We start from the raw sequence: 17,733 nt of genomic DNA, 5'->3' as shown, positions 1-17,733 counted from the left end.
TCAGGGGTCCTTGCGCAGCCGCTGTTGCAGCAGCTGGGCGAAATTCGGCAGGTTCTTCAGGTCGGGTACGCGCACCGGCGCAGGGGGCGGCAGCGGTTCTGGCAGGGTGTGCAGGGCGTTGATGCCACCGGCGGTCACGCCCAGCAGCAGCTGCTGGCCGTTGACCTCGACCACCACCACGCGCTCCTTGGCGCCAACATTCAGGCTCGCCACCAGCTTCATGCCCTCGGCCGGGCGGAAGCCACTGCCGGGCAGGCGCTTGAGCAGCCAGCCCAGGCCGAGGACCAGGGCCAGCACCGCCAGCAGGGCCAGCACCGCACCGAACAGACTTGGTGCGGCCGGCGCATGCTGGCCGATCTGCGGGGCCGTCTTGGCGACGGCCAGCGCGGTGGCGGCGAGCAGGCTCAACGCAGTCTCCGGATCCGCTCGCTGGGGCTGACCACATCGGTCAGGCGCACACCGAAGCGGTCGTTGATCACCACCACTTCGCCATGGGCGATCAGCGTGCCGTTGACGAACACGTCCAGCGATTCGCCGGCACCACGCTCCAGCTCCACCACCGAACCCTGGTTGAGCTGCAGCAGGTTGCGGATCGGCAGGCGGGCGCGACCGACTTCCAGCGACAGCGTCACCGGCACATCGAGGATCACGTCCAGGTTCAAATCCGGGCCGGTCGCCTCATCGGCCTGCAGGCTGCTGAACTGGGCCGGGGTCGGTTCGAGGGCGTCGATATCGTTCATTGCGGGTCTTCCTGGATGACGGGTACGCGCGGACGGGTGCCCGGCGGATGGGTAGCGGTGATCTTTACGGCGTTCATGCCGTTGGCGACGCCGAACTCACCGGTGAACACCGGGATGTTCTCCACGCACAGCGGCACCTGCGGGCTCAGGTCGATCGGCAGGATGTCGCCGACCTTCAGCCGGGTCAGATCGCGCAGGGTCATGCGCTTGCTGGCCAGCACGCTGGAGAGGGTCACTTCGGCCACGTTGAGCTGCTCGCGCAGGGTGCGGCCCCAGCTCTCGTCGCGGTCGTTGCGGTCGCTCTGGATGCCGGCGTCGAGCAGTTCGCGGATCGGCTCCAGCATCGAGTACGGCAGGGTCACGTGGATGTCGCCGCCACCGCCGTCGAGTTCGACATGCAGGCGGCACACCACCACGTACTCGCGCGGCGTCACGATGTTGGCGAAGTGCGGGTTGATCTCCGAGTTGATGTACTCGAATTCCACGTCCATCACCGGCGCCCACGCTTCACGCAGATCGGCGAAGGTCTGCTTCAGCAGCAGGTGGATCACCCGCATTTCGGTAGCGGTGAACTCGCGGCCTTCGATGCGCGTCGGGTAGCGCCCGTCGCCACCGAAGAAGTTGTCGACGATGGCGAACACCAGGGTCGGTTCGAACACGATCAGGCCGGTGCCGCGCAGTGGCTTGAAGCGGATCAGGTTCAGGTTGGTCGGCACATACAGCGAGTGCATGTAATCGTTGAACTTGATCAGCTCGATGCCGCGCACGGACAGTTCGGCCGAACGACGGATCAGATTGAACAGGCCGATCCGCCACAGGCGCGCGAAGCGCTCGTGGACCATTTCCAGGGTCGGCATGCGACCGCGGATGATGCGGTCCTGGCTGGCGAAATCGTAGGAGCGTGCTTCGCCACTGGGGGCGTCCGGCTCGGTTTCGACCGCGCCACTGTCCACGCCATGCAACAGGGCATCGATCTCATCCTGGGACAGCAGGTCATTCATCGGGGAGCCCTTACTGGGTCACGAAGCTGGTGAACAACAGGTCGTCGGCACCGTTGCTGCCGGTCTCGGCCTTCAGCACCTTCTGCACTTCGGCCAGTGAATCGGCCTGCAGTTTCTGCTTGCCGGCGATGTCGGCGATCTGCTGCGGGCTGACCTGCGAGAACAGCATCAGCAGGCGTGCGCGGATGGCCGGGGCATGAGTCTTGATCGCTTCCAGCGCGGCCGGATCACGGGTCATCAGCTGCACTTCCACCTGCAGGTAGCGCGGGCCGTCGATCGAGCCGTTGAGGTTGACCACGAACGCCGGTTCCAGCGCGAAGTACTGGGCCGGGGCCGGCGTGGTGGTCTTCTTCGGCGCCTGCGCGGTCTTGTCTTCGTGCTTGGACTGGGTGAAGAACCACACCCCGCCGCCGGCGGCGCCGGCGGCCAGTACGGCGACCAGGGCGGTGATCAGGATCGGACTACGCGGCTTGGCGGTCTTGTCCTTGTCGGCGGTCTTCTTGGTTTTGTCAGCGGCTGCGGCCACGGGGTGAAGCTCCTGAGGGTTGCTTCACCGGGATATGCAAGGGGTGTGCCGGAGTGGCCGGCGAGGGGCGCGACGGAATTCTGTCGGGTGTTCAAATCGGTAGCGCCGGGCCATGCCCGGCGGAATGTCGGGAATCCGCCGGGCATGGCCCGGCGCTACCGTATTCTGGTGGGTGCCAACCGTCCTGCTCTGGTAGGTGCCAACCTTGGTTGGCACGCCTGTCAGGCGTAAGCGTCCAACAACCCGCGCTGGCGGATCAGCTGCGAAGCCGACACCGTGCTGTCGCCCAGTGACGGTTCTCCGTCACCGCCGCGACCGCCGCCAGCCTGGCTGCCCGGATTGCCGTCGCCGCTGTGCTGCTGGCCGACATCGGCATGGGCCAGCTGGAAGCCCTGCTCGCCGAGCAGTTCACGCAGGCGCGGCAGGCTGCTTTCCAGCGCCTGGCGTACATCGACGTGCGGGCTGCTGAAGCTGGCATGCACCTTGTCACCGTTCATCTGCAGACGCACGTCCACCGGCCCCAGGTCTTCCGGATTGAGGCGGATGTGGGCATGGCCGATCTTCTGGTCAGCCAGCCAGCCGATGCGCGCGCCGATGGCCTGGTCGAAGCCATCGTCGCCCAGTACCGGCTTCGGTGTGGGTTCGCCGTTGAAGACAGCATTGCTGGCCAGTGCGGCCTTCAGGTCCTGCAGGGCGGCGGGCAGCGGGGGCTGCAGCGGCGCCGGCGGCGCGCGGTCGCCGATCTGCAGGCTGTCGCCACCGTCGGCCCGATCCAGCGCCTTGCCACCCAGCACCAGTTCGGGCAACGGCAGGCCGCTGGCCTCACCGTCGCCGGCAGCGGATGCTGATGCGTTAGCGGCTGGCACTGCCGCGCCCTGTGCTGCATTGGCGGCCACGGCGGCCGCCGGAAGTGCCGCTGCAGCCAAGGGCAGTGCACCGCCGTCGGCATCGCTGGCCGTCGGCGGCGGCACAACAGGCACCGGATCGACGCCGGTGGGCACGGCCAGCACCAGACCGGCCAACCCCAGCGGCGGCCAGGGCGCGTCGTCCGCGCTGGCCGGCGTTTCCTTGTCATCGGCAGCGGCCGACGTTGCCGGTGCAGCGGGTGTCGTTGTGGTGGTGTCAGTGGCGGTGGCGTCGGCGTCGGACGGTCGTGGCGTCGTCTTGCCCGGATTGCCATCGGATGTTGACGTGGCGTTGGCCGGCTTCGACGGACCGCTGCCGGTGCTGCCGGTGGCCGCCGTGCTGGGATTGCCGGTCGACGCGCTGCCACCCTGCAGCATCTGGCCGAAATCCTTGCCCGAATCACTGCTCGAGGTGCGTGTACTGCTGGCATTGCCGCTGCCGCTGGGCGTCGGTGCGCTGGCGTTGCTGCTCAGGGGGGAAGGCATCACGATCGGCCTCCCTGCTCGCCATCATCCTGGTCTTCGGTCTGCGCCAGACGCGCGCGGCGTGCGCCGATGTCATCCATCTCGCGCTGGTCGCGGCGGTCGGTCACCACCTTTTCCTGCGCGCGGTAGCTGGCGGCCAACTGTTCCAGCACCGCCTTGTCACGGCTGGCCAGGATCAGGCGTGCGCGCTCGGCTTCCACTTTTTCGCGGTTGCCGTTGACGGTCTGCTGCTGCTGTTCCACCGCGCTGTCCAGCCGGTCCAGGAAGGCGCGCCGGTTCAACAGCTGCGCTGGGCTGGTCGCGGCCATCTGTGCGTCGGCCATCTGTTGCGAGGCATATTCCTCGGCATAGCGACGCAGTTCATCCAGGCGCGACAGATGGGTGTCGAGCACGGTCTGGCGTTCGGCCAGGTCGCGGGCGACCGCGTCCTCGTGTTCCTGGGCCCGCTTCAGCAGCGGATCGATGCGCTTGGACTGGATCATGTCAGCCTCTCATTCTCTTGTTCCACCAGGCGCTGCAGCGCCGCCTGGCTGTGCGGTAGATCTGCGGCCTTGGCGACATCCTGGCCGAGGAATTCCATGATTTCCGGCCAGCGCTCAAGGGCTTCGTCGGTCGCTGCGTCGTTGCCGCGCTGATAGGCGCCGATGGCGATCAGGTCGCGGTTGGCCGAGTAGGCCGATACCAGCCGTTTCAGCTTGCGGATGCGCAGGCGCCACGGTTCGTCGGCGATTTCCGTGACCACACGGCTGACCGACGATTCCACGTCGATGGCCGGGTACAGGCCGCTGTCGGCCACACGGCGCGACAGCAGGATATGGCCGTCAAGGATCGCGCGCGCGGCATCGGCGATCGGATCCTGCGGATCGTCGCCCTCGGTCAGCACGGTGTAGAAGGCGGTGATCGAACCGCGACCCTTGGCGCCGTTGCCTGCACGTTCGACCAGTGCCGGCAGCTTGGCGAATACCGATGGCGGATAGCCGCGGGTGGTCGGCGGCTCGCCCACCGACAGGCCGATCTCGCGCTGTGCCTGGGCGAAGCGGGTCAGCGAATCCATCAGCAGCAGGACGTTCAGGCCCTGGTCGCGGAACCACTCGGCGATGGCGGTGGCGCGGTAGGCACCATGCAGTCGGGCCAGCGGTGGGCGGTCGGCCGGGCTGGCGACCACCACCGCGCGGCGCAGGCCTTCCTCGCCGAGGGTGCTTTCAACGAAATCGCGCACTTCGCGGCCACGCTCACCGATCAGGCCGACCACGATCACATCGGCGGCGGTGTAGCGGGTCATCATGCCCAGCAGCGTCGACTTGCCGACGCCGGAGCCGGCGAACAGGCCGACACGCTGGCCGCGACCAATCGGCAGCAGCGCATTGATCGCGCGCACGCCCACATCCAGTGGCTGGGTGATCGGTTCGCGTGCGAGCGGATTGATCGATACGCCGGCCATGCCGACGTGGCCTTCCGCGCGGATCGGGCCCTTGCCGTCCAGCGGCACGCCATCGCTGTCGATGACGCGGCCAAGCAGGCCTTCGCCCACTTCCACGCCGCCACGGCGGGCCGACGGCACCACCCGTGCATTCGGCAACAGGCCATGCAGTTCGGCGCTGGGCATCAGGTAGGTGCGTTCGCCGGCGAAGCCAACCACTTCGGCATCGACCCAGCCGCCGTCGACCACTTCCACCTTGCAGCTGGCTCCCAGCGGCGCTTCGCAGCCGACCGCCTCAAGTGTCAGGCCGACCGCCCGGCGCAACACGCCTTCGCGGATCAGCCCGCGGCCGTGCGCGGTGTCGACCTTCAGGCCGTCCAGGCGGTTGGCCAGGCGCAGGTTGCGGGGAATGGTCCAGTCGGCCGGCGGAGACGACGGCGATGCGGTGTCGGTGTTCATGCGATGGTTCCGGTCTGTCGGATCACAGCATCCAGTGCGCCGCGCAGGCGGGCTTCCAGCGTTCCGTCGATGCGCACCGCTTCGGCATGCACGCGCAGGTCGCCACGGCTCAGGCTGGTGTCAGGTACCAGGCGCTGCTGCGGCGACAGGGTCAACAACGGGGCGAGGGCGGTGATGTCATCCGGATGCAGGCGCACTTCCACCTCACGGTTGCTGCCGCCGACGGCGTCAATCGCCTCGCCGACCAATTGCCCCAGCAGCGCCGGATCGGCCTCGTAGGCACGGCCTACCAGCGCACCGGCGATGCGTACGGCCAGTTCGCCGAGCGCGCCGACCACTTCATTTTCCAGGCGCGCCAGTGGCCGGCCGAAGTTGTCGAGGATGCCCTCGATCTGTGCGACCAGTCGGCGCACCTCGGCCTGGCCCTGGCTGAAGCCATCGGCATGGCCGTGGTCGAAACCTTCCTTCTCGGCGCTGTCCTGGATCGCCTGGATTTCTTCCAGGGTGGGCAGCTGCAGCGGCGGCTCCGGCTCATGCTCCGGGTCCGGCTCGGTGAGTTCGAAGGCATCCTCCACGTCCAGCACCGGTTCGGGCTGGGCCAGCAGATCGGGGGCAAGCCAGCGCACGACGTTGCTCACAGCATCGCCTCCGCGCTGCCACCGATGGTGACGGTGCCTTCATCGGCCATGCGCTTGACGATGGCCAGGATCTCGCGCTGCGCCACTTCCACATCGGACAGGCGCACCGGGCCGCGCGCTTCCATGTCTTCCAGCAGGATCTCGGCCGCGCGCTGGGACATGTTGCGGGTGATCTTGTCGCGCACCTTGATGTCGGCACCGCGCAGGGCCAGGCCCAGCCGTTCGCCGCTGACTTCGCGCAGCACCAGCTGCATCTCGCGATCGTCCAGGTCCACCAGGTCGTCGAACACGAACATCAGGTCCTGGATGCGGCCACTCAGCGGCGCATCGATGCGTGCGATTTCACCCAGGATCGCCTGGTCCTGGCCGCTGTCCATGAAGTTGAGGATGTTGGCCGCGCACTGCACGCCGCCGATGTTGGACGACTTCAGGTTCTGGTTGCCGGCGAACTGGCGTTCCATGATCTCGTTGAGTTCGTTCAGCGCATTGGGCGGAATGCCGTCGAGGGTGGCGATGCGCAGCAGCACGTCCACACGGGTGCGGTCGGGCAGCAGCTTCAGCGCGTCGGCAGCCTGGTCGGTTTCCAGGTGTGCCATCACGATGGCGATGATCTGCGGGTGCTCGTTGCGCACCAGGTCGGCCACCGCACGCGGGTCCATCCACTTCAGTGCGTCCAGGCCGGTGGTGTTGCGGCCCAGCAGGATGCGGTCGATCAGGTTGCCGGCCTTTTCGCTGCCCAGCGCCTGCACCAGCATGTTGCGGATGTAGTCGTCCGAGCCCACGCCCAGCGAGGTCTTGGAGCCCAGCTCACTGCTGAACTGGTCCATCACCCGTTCCACCTGTTCGCGGGTGATGTCGGACATGGTGGCCATGGCGATGCCGATCTTCTGCACCTCCTTCGGCTCCATGTGACGCAGCACTTCGGCCGCATCCAGTTCACCCAGCGACAGCAGCAGGACGGCGGCGCGCTGCACGCCGGTCAGGGGCGCGACCTCAGTCATTGGCCACCCAGCCCTTGACCACTTGGGCCACGCGCTTGGAGTCGGTCTTCACGGCTTCACGCGCCATCCGCAGTCGTTCCTCATAAGAATCCACCGGAAGGGCCAGTGCTTCCGGCCCGCCCAGGCTTGCCCGGTCGGCGCCAAGCGCCGGCAGCGGGGTGCCATCGTCATCCACCAACTGCACGTCCGCGGTGTGCGGTTCCAGCGCCAGTTCTTCCTTCCTGCGGTTCTGCCCGGTGATGCCACGCAGTGCCGGGCGCAGCACGCCGAACAGCAGTGCCATCACCACCAGTGCACCCAACAGCATGCGGCCGGCATCGTGCACCCACGGCAGTTCCCACCAGTTCGGGCCTTCCACCGGCGTGGTATCACGCACGAACGGGGCATTCATCACCGACACGGTGTCGCCGCGCTCGGCACTGAATCCGACGGCCTGCTTGACCAGTGCCTCGACCCGGGTCAGTTCTGCTGCCGACAGCGGCTGCGGCGCAACCTTGCCGTTGGCACCGGCGCGCGGCACGTTGTCCACCAGCACCGCCACCGACACGCGCTTGATGCGACCGGCCGGCTGCCGGGTGTGCTGCAGGGTCCGGTCCAGCTCGTAGTTGCGCGTCGCGTTCTTGCTGCTTTCGGTCGGTGCCTGCGCGGTGGCCGGTGCAGCGGCCTGGCCCGGCGGGCTGTTGCTGGTCGCACCCGGTACGCCCTGCGGGCCCGGCGTGCTGCTGCTGTTCTCGCTCATCTGCTCGCTGCGCAGCTTCTGCGGCTCGCCGTTGTACAGCTCGCGCGCTTCTTCGGTCACCGAGAAGTCCATGTCGACGCTGACTTCCGGATTCACCCGGCCGGGGCCGGTCATCGGTTCCAGCAGTTCGCGGATGCGCTGGTTGAACGAGGTTTCCTGGCGGCGCACCTGTTCGAACTGGGCGGCGTTGACGGCCGCTTCGCTGTTCGGGTCGCTGACGCTGAGCATGCGCCCGCTCTGGTCGACTACGGTGACCCGTTCCGGCGCCAGATCGGGAATGGCTGCAGCGACCATGTGCACGATCGCATCGACCTGGCTGCGTTCCAGCTGCTGGCCGCCGCGCAGTTCCAGGGTGACCGAGGCACTGGCCACATCACGCTGGCGGGTGAACGCGCTGGGCTTGGGAATGGCCAGATGCACGCGGGAGTCGCGCACCGGGCGCAGCGTGTTGATGGTGCGCGACAGCTCGGTTTCCAGCGCGTGCTGGTAGCGCGCGCTTTCCACGAACTGGCTGACACCGAAACCGGGGTCGCGCTCCATCAGTTCGAAGCCGAGCTTGCCGCTGTCGGTCAGGCCCGAGCCCGCCAGTTTCAGGCGGGCGTCGTGCAGGTTCTTTTCCGGCACGGTGATGCCACCGGTGGCCGGGTCCAACTGGAACGGAATCTGTGCGGCACGCAGCAGGTCGGTCGCTTCAGCGGTGGCCTTCTGGTCCAGGCCGGTGTACAGCGGCACCATGCCCGGCTTCTGCGACCAGAAGAACACGAACAGGCCTGCCGCCACGGCCACGGCGATCATCGCCATCAGTCCGAGCCGACGGGTGATCTGCAGGCTTTGCAGCCGGTCGAACCACTGGCCCGCCTTTTCGGCGTTCAGGGATTCCTTGGAGAGCGACAGGGCCATGCGTTTCTATCCTTACAGCGGCATGTTCATCACGTCCTGGTAAGCCTGGACGAGACGGTTACGGACTTCCACGGTGGCGCGGAAGGCGATCTGGGACTGCTGCGAGGCGACCATCACCTTGGCCAGGTCGGCGCCGGGCTCACCGAGTTCGAAGGCCTTGGCGAGGGCGCCGGATTTCTGTTGTGCGTCGTTGACGCCGGCGATGGCGCCGCGCAGGGTTTCGGTGAAGCTGGCAGGCTGTACCTGCGGCGCATCCAGCACCGTGCCCGGCAGGGCATTGCTACGCGGCGCTTCGGCCAGCGGGTTGAGCGCGGGCTGTCCCACCTGGGTCTGGTAGGAGCGGATCTGGGAAAGGATCGAAGTGACGGAGTGGGACATCTGCAACGGTTCCAGAAACAGGGATGGGGGTGTCTGCTGGAGCTAGTGCAAGTGCCGTGCCGAAATCGCTGATCGGTTCAGTGACGTGAGGGTTGGGGGGTGTTCGGCAGGGCTGCGCCCTGCACCCGCCGAGGCAACGGCAAAGGCCGGTGCAACAGCAACAGCTGGCTATCCGTGGGATGGCGGGGTGGGTCCGGTTGCGGGGGACGCCGTAAACCCGTCCTTGGGGGCTTGGCCGCGGCATCCATGCCGCGGACACCCCCGCAACCGGACCCACCCCGCCTTCGACAAATCTCCGCGATGTGTCGGAGCGGCGTGCTGTGCTGCTGGTGGGTGTCGACCTTGGTCGACACAGTAGATCCACGCCATGCGTGGATGGGGCGTTCCTGGGGATGTGTGACGCGTCATTTCACCGGCGTCGGTTTTTTGGCCTATGGCTGCATGGAGCGGCGCAGACCTTCAACAGATATATGTGTCGACAGATACTCCGCGTGCTTCGGAGCCGGCTCGACGCTACGTGGCGCGAACCCTCCGTCACAAGGAAACCGTCGGAGGCGTGGGTGGGTCAGGTTGCGGGGGCGTGAGCGCCATGGATGGCGCGACCGAGCTTACATGGACGTACTTGCAGCGTCCCCCGCAACCTGACCCACCCGCGCATCGCGCAGGAAGCCAGCTGTTGCCGTTGCTTCAGCCGTTGCTTCAGCCGTTGCTTCAGCCGTTGCTTCAGCTGTTGCTTCAGCTGTTGCCTCTGCGGGTGCCGGGCGGCAGCCCGGCAACAACACCCCCATAAACACGAACGCCCGGGCAAGCCCAGGCGTTCGTGCCCCCTTCATGCTGGCAACGCGGGTCAGCTGGCCAGTTCGGCCGGCTCGCGTTCAATGCCGTACTTGCGCAGCTTTTCCACCAGCGTGGTGCGGCGCAGGCCGAGCAGCTGGGCGGCGTGGGCGACCACGCCCTGGGTGCGTTCCAGTGCTTCGTTGATCAGGCCCAGTTCGATGTTGGCCATGTGGTTGCGCAGGTCCAGGCCGTCGTCCGGCAACGCGGCTGGCGCTGCGGCGCGATTGACGGCGATGCCGTGTTCGAGCGACGGCTGGTTGCCGCTGCCCGGGGTGTGGAACGAGAAGCTGCGCAGGTCCAGGCGCTCCTCGCTGGCCACCACCGGCGGCGCAGCGGCAACCGCCACAGCGGCCAGCGTGGCATCGCCACGATAGCGTGCCGGCAGGTCCTGCACGCGCACCGAACCACCCGGGTGCAGCACCGCCAGGCGTTCGACCAGGTTGGTCAGCTCGCGCACGTTGCCCGGCCACTCATAACCGGCCAGCGCCTGCAGCGCTTCCGGGGTGAAGCGCACTTCGCCACGGCCGGTGCGTGCCAGCTGGGTGGCGATGGTTTCCACCAGCACCGGCAGGTCTTCGCGACGCTCGCGCAGGGCCGGCACGTCGATCGGGAATACGTTGAGGCGATAGAACAGGTCTTCGCGGAACTTGCCATCGGCAATCCGGCTTTCCAGGTCGCGATGGGTCGCGGCGATCACCCGCACGTTGCAGCGGATCGTCTGGTTGCCGCCAACACGTTCGAAGCTGCGCTCCTGCAGCACGCGCAGCAGCTTGACCTGCATCGGCAGGCTCATGTCGCCGATCTCATCGAGCAGCAGGGTGCCGCCCTCGGCCATTTCGAAACGGCCCTTGCGCGAGGTCAGCGCGCCGGTAAAGGCGCCCTTCTCGTGACCGAACAGTTCGCTTTCCAGCAGTTCCGCCGGAATCGCGCCGCAGTTGATCGCCACGAACGGACCATCGCGGCGCGGCGAGCGCTGGTGGATGCTGCGCGATACCACTTCCTTGCCGGTGCCCGATTCGCCCAGCACCAGCACGGTGGTGTCGAACGCGGCGACCTGTTCGATCATCGTGCGCAGCGCGCTGACTGCCGGACCGTTGCCGGTCGGACCCTGGTCCTGCACGGCGCCGGCCTGGTGTTCGGCATCCAGGCGCTTGAGGCTGGCGCGGCGCAGCAGGGCTTCCATCTGCGCATGACGCAGCGGCGCTTCCAGCGGCCAGATGTTGGCTTCGTGCAGGCCATGCCGGTGGGCGAACGCAGTGGCGTCACCGTCGGCCAGCAGCACCGGCGGTGGCAGGCTGCTGCCACCCAGCCAGGCGTACAGCGCGGTGCTGGCGGCACTGTCGTCAAGATTGCCGACGATCACAGCCATCCAGTCGTTCTGGCGCTGGCGCGTCAGGTCGAAATCGGCCGCGTCGGAGACCCAGCGCGGGTTGAAGTCCATGAATTCCAGCAGGGCGACGGTGCGCTCGGCACGCACTGCGTCGTTGTCGAGTACCAGGATGCGCGATTCGCTCACGATCGATCCTCCCTGAGGCCTTCCAGGATCGGCATGACTTCCTGGATGTAGGACAGCTTGCTGACGAAGTTGTCGGCACCGGCGCGCAACGCATGCTCGCGATGCTCGACGTCATCGAAGTGGCTGGCAATCACGATATACGGTGCATCGTCCTGCGACTTGATCAGGCGGGTGGCCTGCAGGCCGCCCATTTCCGGCATCGCCAGATCCATCAGCACCACCTGCGGGCGCAGGCTTTCCGAGCGTTCGATCGCTTCCAGGCCGTTGCCGGCGCTGCCGACGATCTGCAGCCAGTCGATCTTGCGGAAGTGGCGCATCGCCGCGTTGATGAAGCCCTCGTGGTCATCGACCAGCAGAACTGTGAGCTTGTTCATGTCCAACATCCTTTTCAGCCCACCCGGGCCAGCTGCGGTTGCCTGGCGTTGACCCGGCGCCGTTCGCGGGCCGGGGCGATATCCAGTTGTTCGCGGTATTTTGCGACGGTTCGACGGGCAATGTTCACCCCCTGGCGGGACAGCAGGCCAGCGATGGCCTCGTCCGCCAACGGGCGTCCTGCGGGTTCGGCGTCGATCAGGCGGCGGACCATGGCCTTGACCGCCTGGCCGGACACGCTGGCGCCTTCCAGGCGCACGGCGAAGAAGTGCTTGAGCTCGAAGGTGCCGCGCGGGGTCTGCAGGTACTTGCCGGTGGTGATGCGCGAAACGGTGGATTCGTGCATGCCGATTTCCTCGGCCACTTCCTTCAGGGTCAGCGGTGCCATGGCTTCCTCGCCACGCACCAGGAAGGCCGCCTGGCGCTCGACGATCACCCGCGCGGTACGCAGCAGGGTGTCGTAGCGCATCGACAGGCCGCGGCTGAACCAGCGCGCCTCTTGCAGCATTTCGCGCAGTGCCGGGGCTGCATCGCCGCTGTCGGCCAGGGCCTGTTCGTACTGGCTGTTGATCGACACCCGGCGGCTGGTGGCCGGGTTCAGTGCCACCTTCCATTGTTCGTCGGCGTGCCAGGCGACCACGTCCGGCACCACCACCGCATTGCGCTCGGGCAGCAGGCTGTCGCCCGGGCGCGGCTGCAGCGACAGGATCAGGCGAACGGCTTCACGCACGTCCTCGATCTCGGCATCGTGCTGGCGGGCGAGGGCGGGGTAGTCGTGGGCGGCCAGGGCATCGAGCGCACCTTCCAGAATGCGCGCGGCCAGATGTCGCGCCGGCACCACGCCGTGCAGGCTGCACAGCTGGGCCAGCAGCGATTCGCGCAGGTCCTGCGCGGCCATGCCGGCCGGCTCGCCCTGCAGCAGATGCTGGCGGATGGCTTCAACACCGTTGCCATCGATGTCGAACTGGGCGCTGGCCAGCAGTTGCAGCTGCGCCAGCGGCGCCTGCAGGTAGCCGGCGTCATCGCAGTGTTCCAGCCAGAAGGCGGCCACGGCCAGTTCGCGCTCGTCCAGATCCAGCGCCAGGCGCTGCAGCACGCGCAGCTGCGGGTCGCTCGATTCGCCAGCGGCGATGCGTGCCATGCGGTCGTCGTCGCCGTCCTGCCAGTTGGCACCGGACACATCCCACATCGAGGATTCCGGCAGTTCGTCGAAGGCGGCCGTATCGACCGTGGTGCTGGCCGCATCGGTGGCTTCGGCGGCGGGCGCTTCGGCGTCTTCGATTTCCAGCAGCGGATTGGAATCCAGCAGGCGCTGGATTTCCTGCTCCAGGTGCAGGCCGTCGAGCTGCAGCAGCCGGATCGACTGCAGCAACTGCGGGGTGAGGTGAAGCTGTTGGCCCAGCTGGGTCGAAAGTGAAGCCTTCATTGCAGTTCCCCGGCGCCGCTCCCCGACGCCTTGTGGAACACATCTTGCTTTTGATCCGGCAGGCGCGGAATCGGGGGGTTCCTGAGGGTGCTGGTGGTATTCCCGACAGTGTGTAAGGAAATCCCCTACACAAGCGCGGGATTTTGACGATTACGGTCGCTAAATCGTTGATTCCTGGTCGGTAGCCGTAATGGCTGCTCACGCTGGTTGTACGGAATCCCGTCGGGGTGCGCGTGGGTGACGGTATTCCGTCGCGAAGCCCGTGGGCGGCACCACGGCGTTACCCGTGGCGTGAGGACGTCATTCCAGCTCGTGCTGGTGGCGTGCAGCCAGCAGCAGCAGATCGTTGGCGCGACGGCAGCCCAGTGATTCCATCATGCGCGCGCGATGGGTTTCCACCGTCTTGACGCTGATGCCAAGGTCGGCGGCGATTTCCTTGTTGCTCTCGCCCTTGCCGATGCGGCGAAGGATCTCGCGCTGGCGCGGCGACAGTGCGGCAATACCGGTCGGCTTTTCGCGGCCGAGCATCGGTGCCAGCATCTTGGCCGAGATCTGCGGGCTCAGGAACACCTGGCCGGCATGCGCGGCACGCAGCGCCAGTTCCAGTTCCTGCGGCGCGGCATCCTTCACCACGAAACCAACGGCACCCCGATCGAGCGCATCGCGCACGTGGGCGGCGTCATCGTGCATGGTCATCATCACGATGCGCGTGCCGGGTGCACGCAGGCGAATGTCGCTCAGCGCTTCCAGGCCGGTACGGCCGGGCAGCGACAGGTCCATCAGCACCACGTCCGGTGCGTGCAGCAGGGCCATCTGCAGTGCCTGTTCGGCATTGCTGGCCTCGGCGACGAGCTGCACGTCGGCAAACCCCTGCAGCAGCCGCGCCAGGCCGGCGCGAACCAGGGTGTGATCGTCGACGATGAGAACTCGCACAGGCACGCTGGAGGTTGGGGAGGGGGGTCCACCTTAACTTAGCTGAACGGGCACGCCAAGGGCCGTCCGTCTACCTGCATGGTGGCAGATTTCAGCGTGCGCGGCGGGCCTCGGCCACCTGCCGCCGGTGCAGCCGGAACAGATGCCGTTCCATCGCCATTTCCAGGCCATCGCCGAGGCGATGGAAGCGCAGCCACAGGTAGTGGCCGCCGCCGCCATCGGCCGCTTCGGCGATGACTTCCACCGGCAGGTCGATATGGTCGGGAAGCCAGTCGCTGGGCTGCAGGCGGACCACGCCGGCCTGGCCGGGCAAGCTGCCACTGCGCGGGCCCAGCTGCAGGCGGATGCCGCGGCGTGACCAGCGCACCGGGCGCAGCGTCGGTTCCTGGCCCTGCTGGCGGATCAGGCGGCCGAGCAGGACCATGGTCAGGTCCACCTTGGCTTCCAGGCGCTGCAGCTGCAGGCTGGCTTCACTGCGTTCTTCGTGTTCGTCGATGCGACTGTCTTCGACCAGCGCCAGGCTGCGCAGCAGGCCTTCGGCACTGCTGGTCCGGCCCACTGCGCTACCAGCCTGGAACTCGGCGGGCAGGGCCAATTCGCAGCTGAGCGTTTCGTCGAACAGCTCGCTTTCAGCCGGGTGATGCAGGGACGTGGTCGGCAGGACGGTCATGCCAGCGATTCTGCCTGCAGGTAGGCATGCGCGGCGCGAAGGGAGCGGCGGCCGTCCTGCATCTGTACGGAGACTGCATCACGACGCTGGCGCAGCAGGCCAAGCAGGCTTTGCTGGCGCTCCAGCAGGGCCGACAACGGAGCGTGGTCGGCGCTGCCCAGCGGTTGGCTCAGCAGTGCGTGCAGGGTGCTGTCATGGCCATCGAGCAGGCTGTCGGCCTGTTCGAACGCCTCTTCGTCGAGGGCCTTCTCGAAGGCATCCAGCTGCGCATTGAGTTCAAGCAGGCTCATGGCGCCACCGCCGCGGGACGACGCTGTTCGTGCGGAATGGCATTCCAGGCACCGTCGATCTCGCCCAGCAGCTGCAGCGATTCGTCCAGTGCAGCGCGGTCGTTGTGCAGGTTGGCCTCGGTCAGGCGCTGCAGCAGATAGTCATACAGCGCCGACAGGTTGCCGGCGATCTCGCCGCCGGCTTCATGGTCCAGCGAGCCGTTGAGGTGGGCGACGATCGCGCATGCTTCGCCGATCGCCTTGCCCTTGCCGGCCTGGTCGCCCTGCTCGAGGGTGGCCTGTGCACGGCGCACGCGCTCCAGTGCGCCGGACAGCAGCAGCGCCACCAGTTTGTGCGGATCGGCATCGGCGACCGCACTGGTCACACCCACCTGGCGGTATTGCTCGGCGTACTGACGGCTGGAACCGTACATTCGTGATTCTCCCTTGCGCGGGGTGCCGGGGTGCGGTCGAAGGGACCGTTGACGCCGGCACTGCGATGATTGCTGTTGCGTCCGTTATCGGTGCGTACGGCGCCAAACTTGAGCGCCGCGCGTGTTTCCTCAGCGGTTCAACTGGGCCAGCTGCTGCTGCAGGGCGGTGTTGCTCTGCTGCAGCTTGCCCATCAGGCTGTCCAATGCCACGAACTGCTTCTTGTAACGGGCTTCGACACCGACCATGCGCGCGTCCAGGTCCTTGCGGCGCTTGTCGATGTTGTCCAGCGTGGTGTTCAGTCCCTTGGTGCGGGCGACGAACGCGCCTTCCTTGCCGACCGTGGTGCTGACGTAGCCGTCCACCAGTGAATACAGGCGGCCGGCACCGCCGGTATCGCCGGTGACGGCCTGGCGGATCTTCTCCGGCTGGGCGGCGAGGGCAGCAGCGAACTTGGTGCTGTCCAGCACCAGGCTGCCATCGGCGTTGGGGTAGCCGCGGGTCTGCAGGCCCAGCGCCTTGGCGTCCAGCTGGTCGCCTGCCAGGTCCTTGAGCACGCCGGACATCGTCGAACGCAGCTGCGCGATCGCACCACGCATCTGCGCGTCGCCGGTCAGTGCAGCCGCTTCCTTGGTCTTCGGGTCGTACTTGGTTTCGGTGTTGATCGCCGCGACGGCCGCGTTGTAGGCGGTCACGAACTCCTGCATCACCTTGGTCGCGGCGGTGGTGTCGGTGCTGATGGTGACGGTGCTCAGGCCCGGCACTTTCAGGTTCAGGGTCAGGCCCGGCACCGCGTCGGTCACGGTGTTGCTGGCACTCACCACTTCCACGCCGTCGATGGTCAGCAGCGCATCCTTGGCGGGGCTGTTTTCCTTCAGGCTGCCGACCAGCGCACCCAGCTTCGGATCGCTGCCGGCGTATTCCAGCTTGATCGCGCTGGCCGCGCCGGTCTTTTCCTGGGCGATGGACAGGTACTGGTTGTCGCCAGAGCTGATCAGCGTGGCCTGCACGCCTTCCTTGCGGCCGGCGGCGTCGATCTTGTTGCGGACGGTGGTAAGCGTGTCGCCTTCCTCCACCTGCACGTTCATCGTCTTGGCCTTGTCGCCCACGCCGACGGTCAGCGTCAAGGTTCCGGCACCGAAGGTATCGGTCTTGGGTACCGAGGTGTCGGCGATCAGCTTGTGCGCCGACGCCAGGTTCTTCACCTCGATCTTGTGCGTACCGTTGGCTGCGGCCGCCTTGCTGGTGCCAAGGTCGTACAGCGCCACCGATGCGGTCAGCACATCGTCGGCGTTGTTGGGGCCAGCCTTGCCGGTGGCGCTGACGGTGCGGGTGTCGAAGGCAGTGGTGGCCTTCAAGGCGGTCAGTGCGGTCTTCAGCTTGTCGAAGGCCGAAGTGACCGTGCCGAGCGACGACAGCTGCATCTTGGTCTTGGACTGCTGCAGGTTCAGCGCATTGTCGGCCGGCTTGCGGTCCGCCGCGACCAGCTGGTTGACGATGCTGGAGATGTCCAGCCCTGAGCCAATGCCACCGTATCCAAAGTCTGCCACGTCGTTTCTCCTGGTATACGGGCCTGGCCGTCGTGCGGCGGCCCGTCGTCAACGAAAATAGCGGCCTGCGCCGCTGGGTCTTGAGGACTTCGTTGATGCATGCGCCGTGCCACTGGCCGGCAGGGCAGTTCTGGCACGCTGGTTGCAGGAGGTCTGGGGCAGGGTGTGGGTGGGTTCACCGCGGGCTGCCGGGGGCCTGTAAAAAACCCTCCCCCAATGCAGGGGAGGGATCAGGCTACTGACAATCGGGGGGAGACGAAGCCGCCCGGTACGTACAGTCAAAATGCACAACGCTGAAAGAGAGGTCCGCAGGGGCGGGCGATGCCAAGCCGGTTCGGGACGTTTCCCGGGCCGGGCATGGCCCGCACCTGTGTACGCCGTGGCTGTCGGGTTGCCGCTACCGTCGGTTCAATCCGACGGTAGCGGCGCCTTCTTGCCGTGGATCAGCGCAGCAGGCTGAGCACGCCCTGCGGCACCTGGTTGGCCTGGGCCAGCATGGCCGTACCGGCCTGCTGCAGGATCTGGGTGCGGGTCA

Annotated in this window: 20 protein-coding genes; all 20 read right to left on the bottom strand. The window is 67.0% G+C overall.

Features of this window, described 5'->3' with window-relative positions; all coding sequences use genetic code 11:
- Positions 1-408 carry a flagellar biosynthetic protein FliO gene (fliO, locus tag QOL57_RS00485; RefSeq protein ID WP_089241005.1) on the bottom strand — a complete coding sequence of 136 codons (408 nt, stop codon included), beginning with the start codon at positions 406-408 and terminating at the stop codon, positions 1-3.
- Positions 405-740: a flagellar motor switch protein FliN gene (fliN, locus tag QOL57_RS00480; protein ID WP_089241007.1), complete on the bottom strand. Its 336-nt coding sequence runs from the start codon at positions 738-740 to the stop codon at positions 405-407. The genes fliO and fliN overlap by 4 nt, the downstream gene beginning before the upstream one ends.
- Complete coding sequence (fliM, locus tag QOL57_RS00475) at positions 737-1,741, bottom strand: flagellar motor switch protein FliM (RefSeq protein ID WP_025878989.1); 1,005 nt, start codon at positions 1,739-1,741, stop codon at positions 737-739. The genes fliN and fliM overlap by 4 nt, the downstream gene beginning before the upstream one ends.
- Before the next feature lie 10 nt (positions 1,742-1,751).
- Positions 1,752-2,267 carry a flagellar basal body-associated FliL family protein gene (locus QOL57_RS00470; RefSeq protein ID WP_025878990.1) on the bottom strand — a complete coding sequence of 172 codons (516 nt, stop codon included), beginning with the start codon at positions 2,265-2,267 and terminating at the stop codon, positions 1,752-1,754.
- Between the two features lie 221 nt (positions 2,268-2,488).
- A complete protein-coding gene (locus QOL57_RS00465; RefSeq protein ID WP_089241009.1) occupies positions 2,489-3,658 on the bottom strand; it encodes a flagellar hook-length control protein FliK in 1,170 nt (389 codons plus the stop codon).
- Entirely contained in the window at positions 3,658-4,140 is a 483-nt protein-coding gene (fliJ, locus tag QOL57_RS00460; protein ID WP_089241011.1) for a flagellar export protein FliJ, read from the bottom strand. The genes QOL57_RS00465 and fliJ overlap by 1 nt, the downstream gene beginning before the upstream one ends.
- Positions 4,137-5,537, bottom strand: coding sequence for a FliI/YscN family ATPase (locus tag QOL57_RS00455; protein WP_089241013.1), 1,401 nt, complete (start codon positions 5,535-5,537; stop codon positions 4,137-4,139). The genes fliJ and QOL57_RS00455 overlap by 4 nt, the downstream gene beginning before the upstream one ends.
- The gene (locus QOL57_RS00450; RefSeq protein WP_176429891.1) at positions 5,534-6,142 is read right to left on the bottom strand and encodes a FliH/SctL family protein; all 609 of its coding nucleotides are present in this window, start codon (positions 6,140-6,142) and stop codon (positions 5,534-5,536) included. The genes QOL57_RS00455 and QOL57_RS00450 overlap by 4 nt, the downstream gene beginning before the upstream one ends.
- 29 nt (positions 6,143-6,171) lie before the next feature.
- Positions 6,172-7,158: a flagellar motor switch protein FliG gene (fliG, locus tag QOL57_RS00445; protein WP_089241304.1), complete on the bottom strand. Its 987-nt coding sequence runs from the start codon at positions 7,156-7,158 to the stop codon at positions 6,172-6,174.
- A 10-nt stretch (positions 7,159-7,168) separates the two neighbouring features.
- Complete coding sequence (fliF, locus tag QOL57_RS00440) at positions 7,169-8,815, bottom strand: flagellar basal-body MS-ring/collar protein FliF (protein ID WP_089241017.1); 1,647 nt, start codon at positions 8,813-8,815, stop codon at positions 7,169-7,171.
- A 12-nt stretch (positions 8,816-8,827) separates the two neighbouring features.
- Complete coding sequence (fliE, locus tag QOL57_RS00435) at positions 8,828-9,193, bottom strand: flagellar hook-basal body complex protein FliE (RefSeq protein ID WP_025878997.1); 366 nt, start codon at positions 9,191-9,193, stop codon at positions 8,828-8,830.
- Positions 9,194-10,040: 847 nt separating this feature from the next.
- A complete protein-coding gene (locus QOL57_RS00430) occupies positions 10,041-11,546 on the bottom strand; it encodes a sigma-54 dependent transcriptional regulator (protein WP_089241019.1) in 1,506 nt (501 codons plus the stop codon).
- Entirely contained in the window at positions 11,543-11,920 is a 378-nt protein-coding gene (locus QOL57_RS00425) for a response regulator transcription factor (RefSeq protein ID WP_049460600.1), read from the bottom strand. Before QOL57_RS00425 ends, QOL57_RS00430 begins: the two co-directional genes overlap by 4 nt.
- A 14-nt stretch (positions 11,921-11,934) precedes the next feature.
- Positions 11,935-13,344, bottom strand: coding sequence for an RNA polymerase factor sigma-54 (gene rpoN / locus QOL57_RS00420; RefSeq protein WP_089241021.1), 1,410 nt, complete (start codon positions 13,342-13,344; stop codon positions 11,935-11,937).
- A 300-nt stretch (positions 13,345-13,644) separates the two neighbouring features.
- Entirely contained in the window at positions 13,645-14,277 is a 633-nt protein-coding gene (locus QOL57_RS00415; RefSeq protein WP_089241023.1) for a response regulator transcription factor, read from the bottom strand.
- A 91-nt stretch (positions 14,278-14,368) separates the two neighbouring features.
- Entirely contained in the window at positions 14,369-14,947 is a 579-nt protein-coding gene (locus QOL57_RS00410) for a PilZ domain-containing protein (protein ID WP_089241025.1), read from the bottom strand.
- Positions 14,944-15,237, bottom strand: a complete 294-nt coding sequence (locus QOL57_RS00405; protein ID WP_025879004.1) for a hypothetical protein — start codon at positions 15,235-15,237, stop codon at positions 14,944-14,946. The genes QOL57_RS00410 and QOL57_RS00405 overlap by 4 nt, the downstream gene beginning before the upstream one ends.
- Positions 15,234-15,650 (bottom strand): flagellar export chaperone FliS, encoded by a 417-nt coding sequence (gene fliS / locus QOL57_RS00400; RefSeq protein WP_089241027.1) that lies wholly within the window; start codon positions 15,648-15,650, stop codon positions 15,234-15,236. The genes QOL57_RS00405 and fliS overlap by 4 nt, the downstream gene beginning before the upstream one ends.
- Before the next feature lie 129 nt (positions 15,651-15,779).
- Positions 15,780-17,198: a flagellar filament capping protein FliD gene (gene fliD / locus QOL57_RS00395; RefSeq protein ID WP_089241029.1), complete on the bottom strand. Its 1,419-nt coding sequence runs from the start codon at positions 17,196-17,198 to the stop codon at positions 15,780-15,782.
- Positions 17,199-17,641: 443 nt separating this feature from the next.
- Positions 17,642-17,719 (bottom strand): flagellin, encoded by a 78-nt coding sequence (locus QOL57_RS00390; RefSeq protein ID WP_258954736.1) that lies wholly within the window; start codon positions 17,717-17,719, stop codon positions 17,642-17,644.
- Positions 17,720-17,733: the final 14 nt, after the last annotated feature.

This window comes from Stenotrophomonas sp. yr243, from assembly GCF_900184195.1.
Taxonomy (GTDB): Bacteria; Pseudomonadota; Gammaproteobacteria; order Xanthomonadales; family Xanthomonadaceae; genus Stenotrophomonas; species Stenotrophomonas lactitubi.
Note: the sequence above shows the minus strand (reverse complement) of the source record. Positions and strands in the feature narration are given on the sequence as shown.

Excerpts from the sequence above, each read along its gene's own strand:
- fliN (WP_089241007.1), bottom strand. The coding sequence starts at position 740 with ATGAACGATATCGACGCCCTCGAACCGACCCCGGCCCAGTTCAGCAGC.
- fliM (WP_025878989.1), bottom strand. The coding sequence starts at position 1,741 with ATGAATGACCTGCTGTCCCAGGATGAGATCGATGCCCTGTTGCATGGC.
- QOL57_RS00465 (WP_089241009.1), bottom strand. The coding sequence starts at position 3,658 with ATGCCTTCCCCCCTGAGCAGCAACGCCAGCGCACCGACGCCCAGCGGC.
- fliJ (WP_089241011.1), bottom strand. The coding sequence starts at position 4,140 with ATGATCCAGTCCAAGCGCATCGATCCGCTGCTGAAGCGGGCCCAGGAA.
- QOL57_RS00455 (WP_089241013.1), bottom strand. The coding sequence starts at position 5,537 with ATGAACACCGACACCGCATCGCCGTCGTCTCCGCCGGCCGACTGGACC.
- fliF (WP_089241017.1), bottom strand. The coding sequence starts at position 8,815 with ATGGCCCTGTCGCTCTCCAAGGAATCCCTGAACGCCGAAAAGGCGGGC.
- fliE (WP_025878997.1), bottom strand. The coding sequence starts at position 9,193 with ATGTCCCACTCCGTCACTTCGATCCTTTCCCAGATCCGCTCCTACCAG.
- QOL57_RS00425 (WP_049460600.1), bottom strand. The coding sequence starts at position 11,920 with ATGAACAAGCTCACAGTTCTGCTGGTCGATGACCACGAGGGCTTCATC.
- rpoN (WP_089241021.1), bottom strand. The coding sequence starts at position 13,344 with ATGAAGGCTTCACTTTCGACCCAGCTGGGCCAACAGCTTCACCTCACC.
- QOL57_RS00410 (WP_089241025.1), bottom strand. The coding sequence starts at position 14,947 with ATGACCGTCCTGCCGACCACGTCCCTGCATCACCCGGCTGAAAGCGAG.
- QOL57_RS00405 (WP_025879004.1), bottom strand. The coding sequence starts at position 15,237 with ATGAGCCTGCTTGAACTCAATGCGCAGCTGGATGCCTTCGAGAAGGCC.
- fliS (WP_089241027.1), bottom strand. The coding sequence starts at position 15,650 with ATGTACGGTTCCAGCCGTCAGTACGCCGAGCAATACCGCCAGGTGGGT.